We start from the raw sequence: 18,899 nt of genomic DNA, 5'->3' as shown, positions 1-18,899 counted from the left end.
TCCCAAAACGACATCAGCGATGTCATCATGACATCATGAGTGTCATTGAGGGGGATGCCGGAGAGCGCGAGAGGCGCGAACGGCACACGAGTCATGAGGGACATGAGCGACACGAGGGGGACTCGGTGAGGGATGGCGAGGGGGATGGCTCCGGGGAGCCGACAGCCACCGAAGATCTGCTGTACGGCGTCATCCGACGCCTGTGGCCACTGCACCGCACGATCGTGCGCGCGGTGGAACGCGAGCTGGCGGACACGGGCCTGACCGCCGGCGAACACGCACTGCTGGACGCCCTGTGCAGCGAAGGCCCCCGCACCGTCCCGCAGTTGGCGCGCTCGATGGGGCTCGATCGCCAACCGGTGCAGCGCTGGGTGAACCACGCCGCGGAGCTGGGCCTGGTCGCCACCGCCCCGAATCCCGCCCACCGCCGCTCCTCCCTGATCCGGCTCACCACCGAAGGCACCGCGGCGATACGCGGGATCCAGCAGTTCGAGGCGACCGAGCTGCGGGAGCGACTGGCCGACCTGCCCGCCGAGGACGTCCGCAGCGCGCTGCACGTACTCGACAGACTCGGCGAGGAATTCCGGCACCTGGCAAACGGCTCGCGCGTTCAACGGGAGGAAACCGGCAGTAAGGGCAGTCGGGACAGTCGTGGCGGCGAAGGCATGAACGGCAGTGAAGGGACCAACGGCAGCAGCCGGAGTACCGCCACCGCGGAAGGCCACGACAGCAGACCCGCCCCCACCCCTCTCATGCACAAAGGACGGTCAGGAGAATGACGCAGAGAATCACCGCCTGGTCCGAGATCGACAACGGAATCGTGCCGATCGACGACGGTGAGCTGTTCTACGAGACGGCCGGGTCGGGCCCCGCGGTGGTGCTGCTGCACGGCGGCATGCTCGACCAGCACATGTGGGACGAGCAGTTCACCTGGCTGGTCAACTCCGGCCTGCGCGCGATCCGTTATGACTTCCGCGGCCATGGCCTGTCCTCCACCGTGACCGGGGACTACGCCAACCACGACGACCTGTGTGCCCTGCTCGACGCCCTCGATGTCCCCAGCGCCGTTCTCGTCGGCCTGTCCCACGGCGCGCGGGTCGCGCTCGACACCGCCCTCGCCCACCCCGACCGGGTCACGGCCCTCGCGCTCGCTTCCCCAGGGATCAGCGGCCGGGCCTTCACCGACCCCTTCGTACTGGAACACATCAAAGAGCAGGTGGCCGCGATCGGCGCCCCGGACGGCGCGGAGCGGTATGTCGAACACTTCCTGCGGATGTGGGTGGACGGGCCGCATCGCGAACCGTCCGCGGTGCACCCGGGGTTCCGCGAACGGATGCGCGCCTCGGCCGCGGCCAACGTGGAGGTCCATGCCGAAGATGCCGGCACCGGTATGCCCCTGGAGGCCGGCGCCGCCGACCGGCTCGGGGAGGTCCGGGTGCCGACAGTCGTGTTCGACGGCGACCTCGACAGCCGGGACATCTCCGCCAACGCCCATGCGATAGCCCTGGCCGTCCCGGGCGCCCGAAGAGTCCGAATACCGGGTGCGGCCCATATGGTCAACCTGGAGAACACCCTGCTCTTCGACCACGAACTGCACGCCTTCCTCTCGTCCCTGGACTACTGACCCACCAAGACCGCCCCGCGACGACCGCCCCACCGCGGCTGACCCACCACGCCTGCCATGCCGCGACCACCAATGGACTGCCCGGCGCGGACCGTGCCCCCTGGCGGCCGAAACCCCACACGCCTGGTACCGACGGGGCGGCGGCTAGAGTGGCCGGGCCGTGGTGTTCGGGAAGCCGGTGACGGACCTTGTGGTCCCAGCCCGGAGCGGCCCTCGCCACTGTGATCGGGAAGTTTCCACCCCTTCCGCAGGCGCATGGCGCGCCCGCGGCGCCACTGACCGCAGCCCGCGGCCGGGAAGGCGGGGGCGGACGCGAAGACCCGTAAGCCAGGAGACCGGCCACGGCATCTCACGAACTGATCCACGAGGTGCTGGAGCGTGACCGCCGGATGGCCCTGTCCACCGATACCCCGACCACCCCTGCCCCCGCCGCGTTCCGCTGGCGTCGACAGGACACCCTCCGTACCGCGGGCCTGATGGCCGTCATAGCCGGGCTGCATGTCGTCGCCTTCGGCGTGCTCTTCCTGCTCGTGGTCCCGAACCACTACGCCGTCGGCAGCCAGGTCTTCGGCGTCGGGCTCGGCGTCACCGCGTACACCCTCGGTATGCGCCATGCCTTCGACGCCGACCACATCGCCGCGATCGACAACACCACCCGCAAGCTGATGGCCGACGGCAAGCGTCCGGTCTCGGTCGGCTTCTGGTTCGCTCTCGGACACTCCAGCGTGGTCGTGGCGATGGCTGCCCTCGTGGCCGGTGGCGCCCAGCTCGCCGGCACGCTGCTCGACGACGAGTCCCGTACGCACCAGATCCTGGGCACCGTCGGCACCACGGTCTCGGGAACGTTCCTCTACCTCATCGCCGCCCTCAACCTCCTCGCACTGGCCGGGATCTGGCGGGTCTTCCGCGGAATGCGCGAGGGCCGCTACGACGAGGCCGAGCTGGAGCAGCGCCTCGATTCACGCGGCTTCATGAACCGGTTCCTGGGGCGGTTCACCCGCTCCATCTCCCGCCCCGGCCAGATGTTCCCGCTCGGCTTCCTCTTCGGGCTCGGCTTCGACACCGCGACCGAGGTGACCCTGATGGTCATGGCGGGCAGCGGCGCCGCGGCGGGCCTGCCCTGGTACGCGATCCTGTGTCTGCCGCTGCTGTTCGCCGCCGGAATGAGCCTGTTCGACACCCTGGACGGCACCTTCATGAACTTCGCCTACCAGTGGGCGTTCGCCAACCCGGTGCGCAAGGTCTACTACAACCTCACCATCACCGGTCTCTCGATCGCCGTCGCCTTCTTCATCGGCACCATCGAGCTGGTCACCGTGCTGCACGACAAACTCGGCCTCAACGATCCACTGACCGGCTGGATTTCCGGCCTCGACCTCGACAATGTCGGCTTCATCATCGTCGGCCTGTTCGTGGTCGTCTGGGCCGCGGCGCTCGCGTACTGGCGCCTGGCCGGCGTCGAACAGCGCTGGGCGGAGCGGGCCGAGCGGGCCGACCGAGCGGAATCGGCGAAGGAGGCCGACCGAGCGGAGCGGGCCGACCGCACGGAGCCGACGGAGCAGACCACGCCCAGCACTTGAGAAGCCAGGGCCTACCCTTCGACGCCGGTTGATCCCGCCGTCCGGGTGGGTGTGGCAGGGCCACCCTCTTCGCGGTGCCCGCCCTTACGTTGGCCGACATGCACACGAAACGGCTGAGTGAGTTCCTGCGGGCCCGGCGTGCGCTGGTGCGCCCCGAGGACCACGGGATGCCTGCCGGGGCGCGCCGCACTCCCGGCCTGCGACGCGAGGAGGTCGCGGTCCTCGCCGGGATGAGCACCGACTACTACGTGCGGTTGGAGCAGGGGCGCGAGCACAATCCCTCGTCCCCGGTCCTGCGATCCCTGGCGGCCGCCCTACTACTGCAAGACGAGGAAGCCGCCTACCTGCGCGCGCTGGTCGATCCGCCGGCTCCCGGGCGCCCCAGCCCTGCCCGGGAGTACGCAGGCCCACAACTGGTGTCCTTGCTGGACACCTGGGCGGACACACCGGCTTTGGTCTATGGCCGGTACATCGACCTGCTGGCCGTCAACTCCCTGGGCGAGACGCTGTTCTCCTGGCTCGGCAGCGAGACCAGCCTGATCACAGCGGTGTTCCTCAACCCGGCCGCCCGGGACTTCTACCGTGACTGGGCCGCCGTGGCGCAGGGGTGCGTGGCCGCACTGCGGGCCGGCAATCCCGCCACGGACGATCAGCGGCTGCAGGAACTAGTGGGCGAACTGTCGGTGCGCAGCCCCGACTTCGCACGTATGTGGGCGCGCCATGAGGTACGGGCCAAGACGGCCTCGACCAAGCGCTTCCGCCACCCGCTGGTCGGCGAGCTCACCCTCGGATTCGAGACCTTCTCCGTCAACAGCGCACCCGGCCAGCATCTGGTCGTCTACCGCGCAGAACCCGACAGCGCCGACCAACAGTCGCTGGCCCTGCTGGGCAGCCTCGCCCTCGCCGATTTCCCAGACGTTCAAGACGAAGGACACCTCCCGAATGGCCTCCCCTGATTCCCCCGTGTGGTTCATCACCGGCTGCTCCTCCGGCTTGGGCCGGGCACTGGCCCAGGCCGTACTGGAACGCGGATGGCGGGCGGTGGTCACCGCCCGGGACCCGGGCAAGGTCGCCGACGTGGTTTCCGGACACGAGGAACGCGCCATCGCGTGGGCGCTGGACGTCACCGACTCCGAGCAGATCGCGAGGGCGGTCGCCCAGGCCCAGGCCGCCTTCGGGCGGATCGACGTACTGGTCAACAATGCCGGGTACGGCTACCTCGCCGCCGTCGAGGAAGGCGAGGACGACAAGGTTCGCGCCTTGTTCGACACCAACGTCTTCGGCCTGGTCCACACCACCAGGGCCGTCCTGCCGGGCATGCGAGCCCGTCGCGCCGGCCACATCGTGAACATGTCCTCACTCGGCGGCCTGGTCGGCTTCGGCGCCACCGGCTACTACCACGCCACCAAGTTCGCCGTGGAAGGTCTCTCCGAGTCACTCGCCGCCGAGGTCGCCCCACTGGGCATCAACGTGACGATCGTCGAACCCGCCGCGTTCCGCACCAACTGGTCCGGGCCCTCCATGCGCCAGTCCGCCACCACCATCGACGACTACGCCTCCACAGCGGGCGCACGACGCGCCGGCACCCTGGCCACCCACGGCCACCAGCCGGGGGATCCGACACGCGCCGCCCAGGCCGTCATCAGCGCCGTCACGGCCCAAAAGCCCCCGATGCGCCTGCTGCTGGGCAAGGCCGCCTACGACATCGCCACCGCCAAGCTGGACTCGCTCAAAACGACCTTCGACAACTGGCGGGAGGTGACTCTCCGCGCCGATTTCCCCCCGGCGCGGACCGCAAACTGACGGCGCGCATCACCGATCGCCCCTCGGCCCCCCGAGCCGACCCCGGCAGCACGGCACCCTCAGGTGGCCGACCCCGCCGCGGCGCCCGTCTCCCGGTCCGGTCCCCATTGCTCCAGCGCCGCCGCCAGATCGAGGGGCAGCAGCCGGTCCGACTGGTCCGGCCCCGGCCAGTCCTCCCGCGGGACCCGCCACATCACCTCGAACTCGTTGCCGTCCGGGTCCTTGGCGTACAGCGACTTGGCGACGAGATGATCAGTGGCCCCCACCAGGGCACCGAGCTCAACGAGCCGCGTCCGGGCCCCGACGAGTTCGCGGAGCGTGCCGACCTCCCACGCCAGGTGGTACAGCCCGACCTGGCCGGCCCGGGGCCGCGGCGCGCCCGGCGCCACCGCGAACAGCCCCAGATCGTGATCGTTGAGTGAACCGGGAGCACTGAGAAACACGGCCCGCCCCGGTATCTCGACATCCACCTTCAGCCCCAGGGCCTCGGTGTAGAACGCCACCGACCGCGTCACATCACGGACGTTGAGCACCGCATGGTTCAGACGTCGCACGGACATGGAGCCTGTTCTCCGATCTCATCGGCCGCGACACCACCGTGGTGCCGCCCTCCCCCGCTCCTGCTCTCCCTCGCACACCCCGCCCCCTGCCCAGGGCCTGCCGACCGGTATCCGGCCGACCGACAACCCATCCGTGGCGCGCTTCCGATGCGCGCGGGGCGAGGCAGCCACCCCCGGGACATCGCCCCGGATTACCGCCGGACCAAGAGCACCCCGACGGCCAACACGACACCCAACAGCAGCGCGACCAGCCCGTGGACCGGCCGATGCGCACGCAGACCGGGCAGGAAACGGTCGATGGCGCAGCGACCGGGCCCGGTCAGCGCCAGCGCCGCCGCACCGGCGGTCAGCAGCAACTCGTACTCCACCCCCTTGGGTGCGAAGAACCCGCCGCCCCACTTCACGGCCAGCGCATTGATCATCGTGCCGACGACCGCCGCCGCGGCCAGCGGCGTGAGCAGCCCGGCCACCAGCCCGAGTCCGCCGAGCGTCTCGCTCAGCCCGGCGACGACGGCCATCGTCCGGCCCGCCGGATAGCCGCTCATCGTGAAGAACTGCGCCGTCCCCTCCAGCCCCGGCCCCCCGAACGAGCCGAACAGCTTCTGCGCGCCGTGAGCCGCCATGGTCAGTCCGAGCACGAGGCGCAACAGAAGCAGCCCGCTGTCATGGCCGGGCAGAGAGGGGGCGTGGCGTGTGGGGGCATCGAGACGGGAGGACGCGAGAGTGCCAAGGGGGGACGTCATCAGGAGCCGCTCTTTCACATATCGGGGCCGACCCCACAAGGGCCGCGAACAACTACTTGAAACTTCAAGTCACCCCTCCGACGATACACAGCACCCCCACCACGAACAACAGGGCACGCAACAACCCGAGATCACCACCTCCCACCGGCCTCGTGCCCTGGCTGCTCAGGCCCGAGCACCACTCCCGTGCGAGCGCCACCGCGCGAATGCCACCGCCGTACAGGCGTCAAGACCTGTCCAAAGGCGCGGGCTCAGGCCGGCCACTGAGGTTGCCGGCCGGCCACGTGTCGACCACAGCCCGGTTGCATGCACCGCACCACGACACTTCCATGCATCCCGAACGCCCATAGCCACAAGCCCTCTTCGACAGCCGGCTGCTCCGAACCCCTGCGGCCTGTCACCATCTATCGGAGCATCAGCGGACCGTGAGATCATGATCTTTTGACCCTTGGGGGGGGTAAATGAACGGGGGATCGGGCGGCTTCTCTGCGGATGCCGCCTCCATCAACGGCAGTTCCCATCTGCTCAACGAGATTGCCGGGCTGTTGAACGCGGGGCGCATGGACGGCGAGAACGCGACTCAGTGCCGCGTCCCGCGCGCGCATCCAGATGTGGCGCAGGCAGTGGAGGGGTTCGCGCGCTATACACAGGACCAGTACGCAGACATGGTCACTCTGCTGTCTGCGCTGTCCACCAAGTTGCACGCTACTGGGAACGCCCTCGTGCATGCCGACGCAGACGCTCAGCGAGGCATGGACGAGATCCTCAGCAAGGGCCAGTACGTGGCCCCCGAGGACCGGTGAGTGCTGTGGCCTACCGATCCGACGTGGATTTTCTGGAGCTGTGCAACCCTCCGCTCATCGAGCAGACAGGCGACGAGTACCGGAGGCTGCACACCCTGCTCGACTCGTGCGAGGACGACTTCCGCAAGGCCGGCCGTATCGACTGGCAGGGTGAGGGGCGCGAGCAGTACACCGCTCGCCTGAAGGAAGCCACGGCTCTGGGCGAGCACCTCTCTGCAGCCTTCCGGCGGGTTCGCAATGCGCTCTACGCCTACGCGAAGGCTGTGGCCCGTGCCAAGCACCACTTCGAAGAAGGGCAATCGACGGAGTCGCGCTTGGCCGAAGTCATCTCGCGTGAGGGCATTCCGATCACTTCCACCGCACGGGCAGCCGAACCCATGCGGCAATGGGAAGACCTGCGGGCAACTACGGGGTTCTGGGACTGGGCTGCGGAGTTCTTCGCCGACCCGGACGAGATCCGCGAGGAGGCAGAGCGCTACTACAGCGCAACCAGCGATCACTATGCCGATGCCCTGCGCATCGAGGGCGAGGCACGCAAGGACTGTCTCGCCGGGATCCGTGTCGCCTTTGACTCCCTGCCGGACTTCCGTGGCGGAAGCTTCACCGATGCCACGCAGCTCCAAGGCGGTGTCGACGCTCTGCGCCGTGAGACGAAGGACGCGGCAGATGACCCACACGCGCAATTGTTCGGCACGGGCGCCAAGACGGACTCCATTCCCAAGGTCGGTCCAGACGTGGCGATCTCACCTGCGCTGTTGCGCATCAAGTTGAAGACGGCCGGTCTTGAGGCGGACGGTAACTACCACTGGCTGCCCAGCGACTCCGACGATGAGCGGCGGGAGTACATCTCCACCAACAAGCATCTGCTGCGCAACGCAGCCCGTGACTCGGGATTGCCTCCAGAGATGGTTGCCGGCATCGCCTGGAAGGAGGTGGAAGGCGACCCCAGCTGGACCGACGACGCCTTCCCCTGGGCACGCCGTAACCTGCCCTTCACCGGGGACCAGGACATGACCTCGTTGGGCCCGATGTCCATCCAGGTCCGGCGAGCAGCAGAGGTCCTCGGATACGACCCGGAGAATCTCAGCAACCAACAGCGCGACGAGATCACCGGTGCGCTCAAGGATCCGGCCCAGAACGTCTACATCGCCTCGGAGTACCTGGCGCAGCTCAAGGCCGAGAGCGGCTTTGCCGACGTCGCGCCCGAAGAGATGACCCGGGAACAGATGCAGGAGCTTGCCGCCCGCTATAACGGCGGCCCCTACTATCAGAGCGAAGGGGCGCAACGCTACGGTCGCCAATTCGACGACCATGTTGGCCAAGCGAAGGAAGCACTCGGAAAGTGACGACGCCCACCCACCCTCGAAGCCCACGTGGCGGACTGCGCATCGGCACAGTTTTGGGGGCATGTCTCCTGCCCACGATCGAGGCGCCGCTGGCTTTCGTCACACTGGTCCAGCTCATGCCCCGCGGCGACGACGCTGTCGAGTTCGACGCGGCTCAGGAGTTCGCACTCCTCAGCAACCTCGGAATGGGCTGGGCCATCCTCTGCCTCGTCCTCACCCTTCCCTTCGTCAAAACGAGAAGGTTGCGGCCCTGGTGGTACGCGCCGCCCCTCGCCATGCTCCTGGCGCTGGCGGCGCGGCTGCTCTTCTTCCCGCCCTACGGCAGCTAACCGCCTCTGAGCCGTGGTGGTGCGCGAACAGCGAGAGCGCCAGCCGAAGCTGGTCATCACCAATGTCTGCCGTCTCCACTGGCCGCCCCTGGTCGCTGTGGCTGACAGTGATGCCGATCTCGGCCATGCATTTCACCCCGCCCACCCGGCACACGGGCCACCCTCCTGGTGGGCGGGAGCGCGGCGGAGACGGGAAACGTGTTCTTGGGACACAGCCAAATCGCCATCACCGTGATCACGTACACGCAGCGTGATGCCGTGAGCCACATGACCTGCGGCGGAGGCGGCGGCCCGCTGCCGGCTGACCTCTGCCGTTGATGTCAATTCCAGATGCCAAAAGACCCCCTACCATGATCGATAGGGGGTCTTCTCGCTGGTGGGCACAACAGGATTCGAACCTGTGACATCTGCTTTGTAAGAGCAGCGCTCTACCGCTGAGCTATGCGCCCTGGCCGAGCCGACAGACTACCTTGCCTCCGGGGCTGAACTGCAAACCAGTGCTCGAAGTGCGAACTTACCGGCCGGTGTGTTCGTTGCGGTGAGTGGGAGAATGGCATTCGGTCCTGGGGCGATCCGATCGGGAGAGGGAAGTGACGGCGACAGATACTCAGCCGCATGAGCAGCGAGAACGCCGTCGCGCCCGTAGGGGTCCGGTCCGGGATCTGGTGGCGCTCATGTTGTTGCCGCTGCCGTTGCTGGCGGCGGTGGCGCCGTTGTCGTTCGCAGGTGGCGGGACCCGGCGCTGGTTCGGGCGGGGGGAGGGCCAGCGGGCCGATGCGCAGGCCGCGAAGGATGCCGCAGCGGCGTCGTTCTACGAGCTGGACACCGCGCACCGGGATCTGCGGATCTCCATAGAGACGATCACCGCCGTCGACGCCTCACCGCCCGCGCGGACGGCGGCAGAGGAGTACGAGGGCTTCGGCCGGCGGATCGACGAGGTGAGTCAGGGGTACATCACCGCGGTCGACTCCCACGATCTGGACCGTGACGATCTCGACGGCGCCGCGATGGCGCGGGCGCGGGCCGATCTGACGCGGGCCAAGCAGGAGCTGGACCGCGTCAAGGGCGAGCTGGACCGGTTCGCGCAGGGGCTGGGGCCGCTGCTGCAGTCCGCCGAGACGCAGCTGGCGCGGCTGGCTCCGGCCGTGGAGCGGGCGCGCCAGGCGCTGCTGGCGGCGAGCAATGCGCTGGATGCGGTCCGTGCGCAGGGTCTGCAGGCCGATGATCTCGCGGCCCGGCTGGCGGCGCTCGGGCCGGAGCTGACCAAGCTCAATCAGGGCGCCGGGCACCATGGCGTACGGGAGACGATCCGGCGCGCCGATGACGTGCTGCGCCAGGCCGAGGCCGTACGGGCCGAGGCCGAGCGGCTGCCCGGGAAGGCCGCGGAGATCGACAAGCGGCTGGTGTCGCTGCGGACCCGGGCGCAGGCGATCACCACGCGTGCGGGGAAGGTCGACCCGGTGCTCAGCGAGCTGCGGCGGCGGTACAGCGCGGCGTGCTGGCAGGACCTTCAGCACGTACCGGCGCAGGCCACGCAGTCCGTCCAGCAGGCCGAAGTCAAGCTGCGGGAGGCACAGCAGGCGCGGGACAAGCAGCGCTGGGCGGATGCCACGAGCCGGCTGGCGACCGTACGGGCGCTGCTGGACACCACCGACGAGGCGGTGTCGGCGGCCGGTGACCGGCTGCAGCGGCTCGATGCGGTCTCCTTCGACCGGCAGAAGGAGGTTGAGCGGACCCGCTTCGCCGTACGGGACGCGCAGCGGCTGGCGATGAGCGGGCGCAGTACCCCCGATCCGCGGCATGCCGGCCCCCTGGACGATGCGGTGGCGCGGCTGGACCGCGCGGTCGCGGGCCTGGAGGGACGCCATCCGGACTGGTGGCACTTCCTGATGGAGACCGAAGCGGTGCGGGAGACGGCGGCCCGCGTGGTGCAGGAGATCCGGGACGCGAGGGGCGGGGCCGGGACCGGCGGCTGAGGCGCCGGGGTCTGCTGGGGAGAGACCTTGCCGGGGCCGGTGTCCGGCGGGGCAGTGGGGCGGCTCCGTGAAACCTGCCACCGGGCGCGGGAGACCTTGCCTGGGCTGGTCTGCCGCCCGGTGTCCGGTGGGAGGGTGAGGCGGCTGCGTGCTCCCTCGCCACCGGGCGCGATGGCGTGAACTGCCACCCGGGCGGATCCTGGAGAGACGTACGGCCCAGTCGGCACCTGCGCGAAGGAGGCCGGACATGGCTACTGGGGCTACTGGCCAGACCCTGCACGGGCCCGCGAATCCGCTCCACCGGGCAAAAAAGCGGCCGCACACACGGCTCGATGAGCATCTGCCCGTGGACCACCGGCTCAGCAAGGTCTACCGCATCGGTGCCGGGCTGATGGGCCTGGTACTGATCGCATTCGGCATCCTCGGGCTGACCCACCACATCGGCTACTTCGACACCGGCGGGGACACCGTCGCCGGGCTGAACACCAATGGCGCACTGAGCGTGCTCTCGATCGTCGTCGGAGCCATACTCTTCGGCGGCATGGTGATCGGCGGGAACTTCGCCTCCACCCTCAACATCGTGTTCGGCGGCCTCTTCCTGCTGAGCGGATTCGTGAACCTGGCGCTGCTGGACACCGGCGCGAACTTCCTCGCCTTCCAGATCCAGAACGTCCTGTTCAGCTTCCTGGTCGGACTGATGCTGCTGGTCTTCGGGATGTACGGGCGGGTCAGCGGCGGCCTCCCCCATGACAATCCGTACTGGCGCGCCCGGCACCCGGAGGAGGCGGAGCAGTTCGACCGCGGACAGCTGCGTCCCGTCTCCGGTATGACGGCCGCACGGCAGGCGGCGCGGGTCAAGATGCAGGGCGCCTCCCACGCCGGGCGCGGTTCATTCGGCGCCGGCACCAGCGGGAGCAGAAGGCGCACCACGGCCCTCGATACCGGCACCCGCACCGGTAGCGACAGCAAGAAGCCCTGAGCCGCCGGGGCGAGGAGACGTCAGGGCGTACCGAGGTGGGATTGGGGTGCTCGGTACGCCCTGATGGCTGGGGTCGGTAGGTGCACTGGGGTTGGTGGGTGCCGTGAGGTTCATGGGGTTGATGGGGTGAACGGGGAACAGGGAGCAGCACGATGAGCCGTCCTGGGCACGCCGCCTCCGCAGGGCACGGGGCTCACCAGAGGGCGGTCGAAGCGCTCGCCGAACGGATCTTGAAGGGCACGTATGGGGAGGGCGACAGCCTTGTCATGCCGGAGGTGCGGGCGGAGCTGGACGTGAGCCAGACCGTGCTGCGGGAGGCGATCAAGGTATTGACCGCCAAGGGCCTCCTCGGGGCCGACAAGAAGCGCGGCACGTTCGTCCGCCCCCGGGAGGACTGGAACCTCCTGGACGCAGACGTCCTGCGGTGGAAGCTGGCGGCCGGTGTCTCGTCCGACTTCTTCGCCGATGTGCTCGAACTGCGTCGTTCCATCGAGCCCGCGGCGGCCGCGCTCGCCGCGGAGCGCCGTACCGACGAGGATCTGGCGGCCCTGGACGCCGCGTTGAGCGCGATGGCCGCGTCCGACAACGACCCGGTGCTGCTCGTGCGGGCCGACGCGTCCTTCCATACGGCGATGCTGATCGCGTCGAACAATCGCTTCTACGCGCAGATGCACCGGGTGATCGTGCCGGTGCTCGTCCAGCGCGACCGCGCGGTGCTGGCCGCGGCCGGCGCATTCGAACGTCCCCATGCCCTGCATGCCGCGGTCGTCGAGGCCGTACGGAACCGGGATGTCGACGGGGCTTATATGGCGATGCTGGAACTGCTTGATGTGTCGGCGCGAGAGCATCCGTAGGTGGGGAGCAGCACCGCCGCGCTCAAGCCGTAGACAGGGTCGCCGCGCTCGCCGCGCGTCGAAAGGACGGACCGGTTCATGAAGATCAGCCGCATCGAGACGTTCCTCGCCCCGCCGCGCTGGATGTTCGTACGGGTGGAGACCGATGAGGGCGTCGTCGGCTGGGGTGAGCCGGTGGTCGAGGGGCGGGCCGAGCCGGTCCGGGCGGCCGTGGAGGTGCTGGCCGAGTACCTCCTGGGGCAGGATCCGGCGCGTATCGAGGATCACTGGCAGGTCATGACGAAGGGCGGTTTCTATCGCGGCGGGCCCGTCCTGTCGTCCGCCGTCGCCGGTCTGGACCAGGCGCTGTGGGACATCAAAGGGAAGCGGCACGGCCTCCCCGTCCACCAGCTGCTCGGCGGACCGGTCCGCGAGAAGATCCGCGCTTACGCCTGGGTGGGCGGCGATGAGCCGCATGCCATCCGCGACGCGGTCACCGCGCAGACCGAGGCGGGGTTCACCGCCGTCAAGATGAACGGCTGCGGCAAGATGACGCCAGTGGCGACCCGCGCCGAAATTCGGGACTGTCTGCTGCGCGCCGAGACCGCACGCGAAGTCCTCGGCGACGAACGGGACTTCGGCCTCGACTTCCACGGCCGGGTCTCCCCCGCCAACGCCCGCAGACTCCTCCCCCTGCTCGCCGACTACGCACCGATGTTCGTCGAGGAACCCGTCCTCTGTGATTACCTGCATGCCCTCCCCGACCTCGTGAACATCTCCTCCATCCCCCTCGCACTCGGTGAACGTCTCTTCACCCGGCAAGAGTTCCTGGCTCCCCTGCAAGCCGGTGTGGCGATCCTCCAGCCCGATATCTCGCATGCGGGCGGCATCTCCGAGCTGCGCCGGATCGCCGCACTCGCGGAGGCATACGGCGCTCAGCTCGCGCCGCACTGCCCCCTTGGCCCGGTCGCGCTGGCCGCCAGCCTCCAAGTCGCTTTCACCACCCCGAACTTCCTCATCCAGGAACAGTCCATCGGGATCCACTACAACCAGGGCGCCGAGCTGCTGGACTATGTCGCGGATCCGGAGCCGTTCCGCTTCCACGGCGGCTCGCTGCTGCGGACCGAGCGTCCCGGACTCGGCGTGGAGGTGGACGAGGCCGCCGTACGGGCGGCGGATCAGCGGGGGCACGCCTGGCGGAATCCCGTGTGGCGCCATGAGGACGGGGCGTTCGCCGAATGGTGACGGGGCGGGCGGGGGCGAAGCATTCGGGCTGGACTGGACCTGGCCGGTCAGGACCGGGCCGGTGACGACGCGCGGGTCACACCCGAGGCGGCACACGCGGTCGGCGTACCCCCTGAGCGCCGGTCGCCGCTGGGAGTGGTCGCAGCCGGGCTAACACCCACAGCCTCCCCTCCGTCCACACCCCCAGACACCGGTCCACCAGCCCGGGATAATCAGCGGTGTCACCCGTGCGCCCGAACGGCCCGGTCGCGCCGTACACACGCGACGGGGAGCAGGAGAAAGCAGGAACGCCATGGACTTCAGCACAGCGCTCCGGACCGAACGGCTGATCGCCATCGTCCGGGGCAGAGATGCGGAGGCGTCCTTCCGTACGGTCATGGCGCTGGCGGAGGCAGACCTTCCGCTGATCGAGGTCTCACTCAGCGGAAACGACGCCCTCAGCGTCATCCGACGGGCGCGTGCCGAGCTCGGCGACGCGGCCTGGCTCGGCGCCGGCAGCGTCCTGACCGCATCGGACGCCCGGCGCGCCGCCGAGGCCGGGGCCAATCTCATCGTCACACCCGGCCTGGGGGCCGGTCTGGAGGAGTCCGTACGGCAGGGACTCTCGACACTCGCCGGGGTGCTGACGCCGTCCGAGGTGATCGCGGCCGACGCGCTGGGCGTCTCGGCCCTGAAACTGTTCCCGGCGTCGTTCGGCGGACCCGGCTATCTACAGGCACTCCGCGCCCCCTTCCCCGAGCTGCCGTTCGTGCCGGTCGGCGGGGTGGACGCGGCCGCTGCGCCCGCCTACTTCGCCGCCGGAGCGGTGGCGGTGGGCGTCGGCTCACCCCTGATCGGGGACGCGGCGGACGGCGGCGACCTGGACGGGCTGCGCAAGCGCGCGGCGGAGTTCAAGGCGGCGTGCGCACCATGACGGGGCAACCGACCGCCGCGCGCGGCGAGGACCGACGGGGCGCCACCACTCCCCGCCCCGGAGCGACACCTGGCCGCCCGCTGCCTCCTGGGCAGCCCGGCCGCCCGGACGTCTTCACCTTCGGGGAGACGATGGTCGCCCTACGGGGCAGCGGCCCGCTGAAGCTCGGCGGCACGATGAACGTCTCCATTGCCGGGGCGGAGAGCAATGTCGCGATCGGCCTGACCCGGCTAGGACACGACGTCCGCTGGTCGGGCGCGGTCGGCGAGGACGAGGCAGGACAGCTGGTGCTGCGTACGCTGCGCGCCGAGGGCGTCGACGTATCCAGCGCCGCGACCGACCCCGGCGCCCCGACCGGGCTGCTCCTCTTCGAGCCACGGCTGCCCGAGGTCACGCGGGTGCACTACTACCGCACGGGATCAGCAGGCTCCCGTCTCACCGCTGACATGATCCAGAGAGCCTTCTCCGCCGCTCCACCCCGGGTCCTTCACCTGACGGGCATCACTCCGTCCCTGAGCTCTACGGCCCGCTCGGCGGCCCGGCGCGCCCTCCAACTGGCACAGGAACACGGCTCGTTGGTCTGCCTCGACGTCAATTTCCGCGCCCGCCTGTGGACCGCCGAAGAAGCCGCCGAGGTTCTCCGTGAGTGGATCCCCGCTGTGGATGTCCTGATCGCCTCCGATGACGAGCTGCCACTGTGCCTGCCCGGAGACGGGGGCTTGGACGGCTCGGCGGAGGGGAGCGAGAGCAGCCGGCGGGGCAAGGGAACGAGAACATGCGCTGATGCCGTGAACCTCCCGCCGCAGGGAGACGTGGGCGACCCTGCGGTCTCCCTGGCGACACAAGCCCAACTTCTCCTGGACCAGGGTGTCAGCGAGATTGTGGTCAAACTCGGCGCGGCAGGGGCAAGGGTCTTCACCCAGAGCGGCTCAGTGCACCGTCCCGCCAAACCCGTACGCGCCGTGGACGCCGTAGGCGCGGGCGACGCCTTCGTGGCGGGCTATCTGTCGGCGCTGCTGGACGGCGAGGAGCCGGACGTACGCCTGGAGCGCGCCATCACCAGCGGGGCGTTCGCGGTCGCGTCGCGCGGCGACTGGGAGGGCGCGCCCACCCGCTCGGAGCTGGGCATGCTGGGCGCGCCGCCCGGCACCGTCGTGCGTTGAGCGGCGCCACGGCTAACCTGTGCCCATGCCTCGTTACGAATACCGGTGCCGCCCCTGTGGCTCCACCTTCGAGCTGAACCGGCCGATGGCCGAGTCCTCCGCCCCGGCCGTCTGCCCCGAGGGCCACGAGGACACCGTGAAGCTCCTCTCCACGGTCGCCGTCGGCGGCTCCGCAACCGCCCCCGCCCCGAGTGCCCCGAGCGGCGGAGGCGGCGGTTGCTGCGGAGGCGGCTGCTGCGGCTAGGGCACACCGCCGGGGGCACCACGCCCTGGCCGCCTGCCCCCTGGCCCGCCGCTACCGCTTGCGCGCCAGCGTCACGCCGTCCGCCACGGTGAGGATCACCGCCTCCATACGAGGGTCCGCCAGCACATGGTCGTTGAACGCCCTGATCGCCAGGGCGGACCCGGTGGCCGCCGGATCGGCGACCTCCCCGTGGTACAGGACGTTGTCCGCAACGATCAGACCTCCCGGGCTCAGCCGGGGCACCAGCTCCTCCCAGTAGGCGATATAGCCGCCCTTGTCCGCGTCGAGATAGGCGAGGTCGATATGCGGCTCGGCCGGCATCGCCCGCAGCGTTTCCAGCGCGGGCGCGATCCGCAGTTCGATACGGTCCGCGACCCCGGCCTTCGCCCAGGATTCCTGGCCGTAGGCGGTCCATTCCTCGGAGACATCGCACGCGATCAGCGTGCCGTCCGCGGGCAGCGCCTGCGCCATGGACAGCGTCGAGAAGCCGGTGAACGTCCCTACCTCGACGACATGCCGAGCCCCGGTCAGCCGCACCAGGAACGCAAGCAGCGGCCCCTGCTCCTCCGCCGACTGCATCCCCGCCGCCTCGGGGAACTGTTGGTGTGTGAGCTCCACGATGTCCCGCTGCGCGGCGTTCAACGGCGGATTGTGAGCGAGGACGTATTCATACATCTCGGCTGTGATCGGCGTGCTCTTGGACTCAACCACTGGCTCTCCCCTTGATCAAGGATCGCGGTCTCGGCCGATCACCGGACGGTGCAGCCAACCGCCTCGGCGAGACTAGTGGAGCGCGCCGCCCACCGCTCGGTTTCCCCCTCCCTCGACGAGCCGTCGCTCAGACGTTGTCCATGGCGACTCGGCGGCGAGGGCCGCAGCCCCCTTCTCATGTCCCCAAGTACCGCAACACCGCCAGGACCCGGCGCGAGTATCCGGATGCGCCAACCAGACCGAGCTTGTCGAAGATCGCGTTGATGTGCTTCTCCACGGCGCTCTGTGAGATGTGCAGCCGGACGGCGATGGCTGCGTTGGTGTGACCCTGCGCCATCTCCCGGAGCACCTCCTTTTCACGTGCGGTCAGTGTGCCCAGCGGATCCGAGCGGCGGCTGCGCATCAGCAGTTGTCGTACGACTTCGGAGTCGAAGGCGGCCTTTCCGGTGCTCACCCGTTCCAGCGCGTCCAGGAACTCGTCCACCTGGACCACCCGGTCCTTGAGCAGATAGCCCACCCCCTCGCTGTCATCGGTCAGCAGCTCTGTCGCATAGCGGCGCTCGACATACTGCGAGAGCACCAGTACGCCGATGCCGGGCCAGCGCTCGCGGATCTGCATGGCGGCGCGCAGGCCCTCATCGGTGTGCGTGGGTGGCATCCGGACGTCCACGACCACCGCATCCGGCTTCTGCCCCTGCTCCGCCGCCTGTTCCAGTACGGCGATCAGCTGATCGGCGTCGCCGACCGCGGCTGCCACCTCATGCCCCTCCTCGGCAAGGAGGCGCACCAGGCCCTCGCGCAACAGGATCGAATCGTCGGCCAGCACTACGCGCACGGCAACTCCGCGGTGATGGTGGTCGGTCCGCCGGCCGGGCTGTCCACCCGGAACCGGCCGTCGACGGCGGCGACCCGGCGGGCCAGCCCGAACAGGCCGCTGCCGGAGGAGTCCGCGCCGCCCGGTCCGTCGTCCTCGATATGCACGAGCACGGCGTCCTCGCCAGGGGCGACGCGGACCGTTATCCGTCCGGCGCCGGAATGCTTGACGGCATTGGTGACGGCTTCGGAGACCACGAAGTAGGCGACTGTGGCCAGGGCGGTGTCGGGTTCGGTGGTGAGTGCGTAGTCGAGGCATACGGGGATGGCCGAGCGCTCCGCGACGGTTTCCAAGGCTGCGCGCAGCCCTGCCTCGTCCAGCACCGTCGGATAGACCCGCCAGGCCACTTCCCTCAGCTCGGTCAGGGCCTGGCCGCTCTCTTCGTGGGCCTGGCGCAGGAGTTGTTCCGCACGCCGCCCGTCCTGGCTGCGCAGCGCACGGCCGAGCAGCATTCCCAGGGCGACCAGCCGCTGCTGCACCCCGTCGTGCAGATCGCGTTCGATCCGGCGGCGCTCGTCGTTGACCGCGGCGATGACGCCGGCGCGGCTGGTGGCCAGTTGCTCGATGCGGCGTTCCAGTTCCTCGTGGTGGCTGGGGCCGAGGTAATAGCGCGCCAGCCTGGTCTCCAGCCCGGCGACCCCGAACGTGCCTTGCAGGCTGAGGAACAGGAGGAAGAGGCCGGCGACGCTTGAAATCGCGAGGTTGCCGGGATGGCGGACGTCGTTGAGCAGCAGGATGAAGATCCAGGAGATGCCGTACGCCAGTCCGATCAGTGCCGCGCTCAGGACGAGAACGCCCAGCAGGCCCAATCCCCAGCGCAGGGACAGATATTGCAGGGCGCGGAGGTCCGCGTACGCGTCCGAGGTGTCGGCCGCGACATAGACGCGGAGGCGGCGTCGATGGGTCTCGGTCAGGGCTCGCGCGGCGGCTGTCACGGGCTTGAGGACCGCACGGCGGCCGCGCGGCCAGGCGAACACGCACAGAAGGGAGAGGCCGGAGAGCACGACGAAGGGGAGCTCGGCCACCGCGATCACGGCACCGAGCACCAGACCTGTCGCCAGGCGCAATCCGCGCCGCGCAATTCCCAACATGATCAAAACGCTAGCCGCATCATGCGTCCGCGCACACTGCGGAAAACCGCAGTCTTTCGTGCGGTATACCGCAATGTGCCGC

General features: G+C 69.4%; 20 protein-coding genes, 1 tRNA gene and 1 riboswitch. Of the genes, 15 read left to right on the top strand and 6 right to left on the bottom strand.

The annotated features are described in order from the left end of the window. Positions 1-125: 125 nt before the first annotated feature. The 5 genes from STRTU_RS24955 (at position 126) to STRTU_RS24935 (ending at position 5,007) form a co-directional block, all read left to right on the top strand. Positions 126-779 carry a MarR family winged helix-turn-helix transcriptional regulator gene (locus STRTU_RS24955; protein ID WP_246241171.1) on the top strand — a complete coding sequence of 218 codons (654 nt, stop codon included), beginning with the start codon at positions 126-128 and terminating at the stop codon, positions 777-779. Further along, complete coding sequence (locus STRTU_RS24950) at positions 776-1,624, top strand: alpha/beta fold hydrolase (RefSeq protein WP_159746273.1); 849 nt, start codon at positions 776-778, stop codon at positions 1,622-1,624. The genes STRTU_RS24955 and STRTU_RS24950 overlap by 4 nt, the downstream gene beginning before the upstream one ends. Positions 1,625-1,768: 144 nt before the next feature. Then, positions 1,769-1,982: riboswitch (cobalamin riboswitch) on the top strand. A 31-nt stretch (positions 1,983-2,013) separates the two neighbouring features. Then, positions 2,014-3,204: a Nickel transporter NicT gene (gene nicT / locus STRTU_RS24945; protein WP_246241461.1), complete on the top strand. Its 1,191-nt coding sequence runs from the start codon at positions 2,014-2,016 to the stop codon at positions 3,202-3,204. Positions 3,205-3,302: 98 nt separating this feature from the next. Then, entirely contained in the window at positions 3,303-4,160 is an 858-nt protein-coding gene (locus tag STRTU_RS24940; protein ID WP_159746272.1) for a helix-turn-helix domain-containing protein, read from the top strand. Beyond that, on the top strand, positions 4,147-5,007 hold the full coding sequence (locus STRTU_RS24935; RefSeq protein ID WP_159746271.1) for an oxidoreductase: 861 nt from the start codon (positions 4,147-4,149) through the stop codon (positions 5,005-5,007). The genes STRTU_RS24940 and STRTU_RS24935 overlap by 14 nt, the downstream gene beginning before the upstream one ends. A 59-nt stretch (positions 5,008-5,066) precedes the next feature. Here STRTU_RS24935 and STRTU_RS24930 read toward each other — a convergent pair whose 3' ends face one another. Next, the gene (locus STRTU_RS24930; RefSeq protein WP_159746270.1) at positions 5,067-5,567 is read right to left on the bottom strand and encodes a VOC family protein; all 501 of its coding nucleotides are present in this window, start codon (positions 5,565-5,567) and stop codon (positions 5,067-5,069) included. A gap of 191 nt (positions 5,568-5,758) precedes the next feature. After that, positions 5,759-6,310 (bottom strand): DoxX family protein, encoded by a 552-nt coding sequence (locus STRTU_RS24925; RefSeq protein WP_159746269.1) that lies wholly within the window; start codon positions 6,308-6,310, stop codon positions 5,759-5,761. 461 nt (positions 6,311-6,771) lie between these two features. On the opposite strand from STRTU_RS24925, the gene STRTU_RS24920 reads away from it, so the two are divergent. From STRTU_RS24920 to STRTU_RS24910, 3 genes are read left to right on the top strand one after another with little or no spacing between them, the layout of a single operon-like run. Next, entirely contained in the window at positions 6,772-7,113 is a 342-nt protein-coding gene (locus tag STRTU_RS24920; RefSeq protein ID WP_159746268.1) for a hypothetical protein, read from the top strand. A 23-nt stretch (positions 7,114-7,136) separates the two neighbouring features. Then, positions 7,137-8,459, top strand: a complete 1,323-nt coding sequence (locus tag STRTU_RS24915; RefSeq protein WP_246241165.1) for a hypothetical protein — start codon at positions 7,137-7,139, stop codon at positions 8,457-8,459. A gap of 53 nt (positions 8,460-8,512) precedes the next feature. Continuing rightward, entirely contained in the window at positions 8,513-8,788 is a 276-nt protein-coding gene (locus tag STRTU_RS24910; RefSeq protein WP_159746266.1) for a hypothetical protein, read from the top strand. Between the two features lie 374 nt (positions 8,789-9,162). Here STRTU_RS24910 and STRTU_RS24905 read toward each other — a convergent pair. Then, a tRNA-Val gene (locus STRTU_RS24905) sits at positions 9,163-9,237 on the bottom strand. A 141-nt stretch (positions 9,238-9,378) separates the two neighbouring features. Here STRTU_RS24905 and STRTU_RS24900 point away from each other — a divergent pair. The 7 genes from STRTU_RS24900 (at position 9,379) to STRTU_RS24870 (ending at position 16,141) form a co-directional block, all read left to right on the top strand. After that, entirely contained in the window at positions 9,379-10,764 is a 1,386-nt protein-coding gene (locus STRTU_RS24900) for a coiled-coil domain-containing protein (protein WP_371873653.1), read from the top strand. Positions 10,765-11,011: 247 nt separating this feature from the next. After that, a complete protein-coding gene (locus STRTU_RS24895) occupies positions 11,012-11,743 on the top strand; it encodes a DUF4383 domain-containing protein (protein WP_246241162.1) in 732 nt (243 codons plus the stop codon). A gap of 152 nt (positions 11,744-11,895) precedes the next feature. Beyond that, on the top strand, positions 11,896-12,597 hold the full coding sequence (locus STRTU_RS24890) for a FadR/GntR family transcriptional regulator (protein ID WP_159746265.1): 702 nt from the start codon (positions 11,896-11,898) through the stop codon (positions 12,595-12,597). A 78-nt stretch (positions 12,598-12,675) separates the two neighbouring features. Then, positions 12,676-13,821 carry a galactonate dehydratase gene (gene dgoD / locus STRTU_RS24885; RefSeq protein WP_159746264.1) on the top strand — a complete coding sequence of 382 codons (1,146 nt, stop codon included), beginning with the start codon at positions 12,676-12,678 and terminating at the stop codon, positions 13,819-13,821. 292 nt (positions 13,822-14,113) lie between these two features. Continuing rightward, positions 14,114-14,734, top strand: coding sequence for a bifunctional 4-hydroxy-2-oxoglutarate aldolase/2-dehydro-3-deoxy-phosphogluconate aldolase (locus STRTU_RS24880; RefSeq protein WP_159746263.1), 621 nt, complete (start codon positions 14,114-14,116; stop codon positions 14,732-14,734). Then, a complete protein-coding gene (locus STRTU_RS24875) occupies positions 14,731-15,897 on the top strand; it encodes a sugar kinase (RefSeq protein ID WP_159746262.1) in 1,167 nt (388 codons plus the stop codon). Before STRTU_RS24880 ends, STRTU_RS24875 begins: the two co-directional genes overlap by 4 nt. 25 nt (positions 15,898-15,922) lie before the next feature. Continuing rightward, complete coding sequence (locus STRTU_RS24870) at positions 15,923-16,141, top strand: FmdB family zinc ribbon protein (protein WP_159746261.1); 219 nt, start codon at positions 15,923-15,925, stop codon at positions 16,139-16,141. Between the two features lie 51 nt (positions 16,142-16,192). Here STRTU_RS24870 and STRTU_RS24865 read toward each other — a convergent pair whose 3' ends face one another. The 3 genes from STRTU_RS24865 to STRTU_RS24855 form a co-directional block, all read right to left on the bottom strand. Continuing rightward, complete coding sequence (locus tag STRTU_RS24865) at positions 16,193-16,816, bottom strand: O-methyltransferase (protein ID WP_174878981.1); 624 nt, start codon at positions 16,814-16,816, stop codon at positions 16,193-16,195. Between the two features lie 211 nt (positions 16,817-17,027). Further along, positions 17,028-17,687 (bottom strand): response regulator transcription factor, encoded by a 660-nt coding sequence (locus tag STRTU_RS24860; protein WP_159746259.1) that lies wholly within the window; start codon positions 17,685-17,687, stop codon positions 17,028-17,030. After that, positions 17,678-18,817, bottom strand: a complete 1,140-nt coding sequence (locus STRTU_RS24855; protein WP_174878921.1) for a sensor histidine kinase — start codon at positions 18,815-18,817, stop codon at positions 17,678-17,680. The genes STRTU_RS24860 and STRTU_RS24855 overlap by 10 nt, the downstream gene beginning before the upstream one ends. Positions 18,818-18,899: the final 82 nt, after the last annotated feature.

Source organism: Streptomyces tubercidicus, from assembly GCF_027497495.1.
In the GTDB taxonomy this organism is placed as follows: Bacteria; Actinomycetota; Actinomycetes; order Streptomycetales; family Streptomycetaceae; genus Streptomyces; species Streptomyces tubercidicus.
This window is presented reverse-complemented; position numbering and strand designations above follow the sequence as displayed.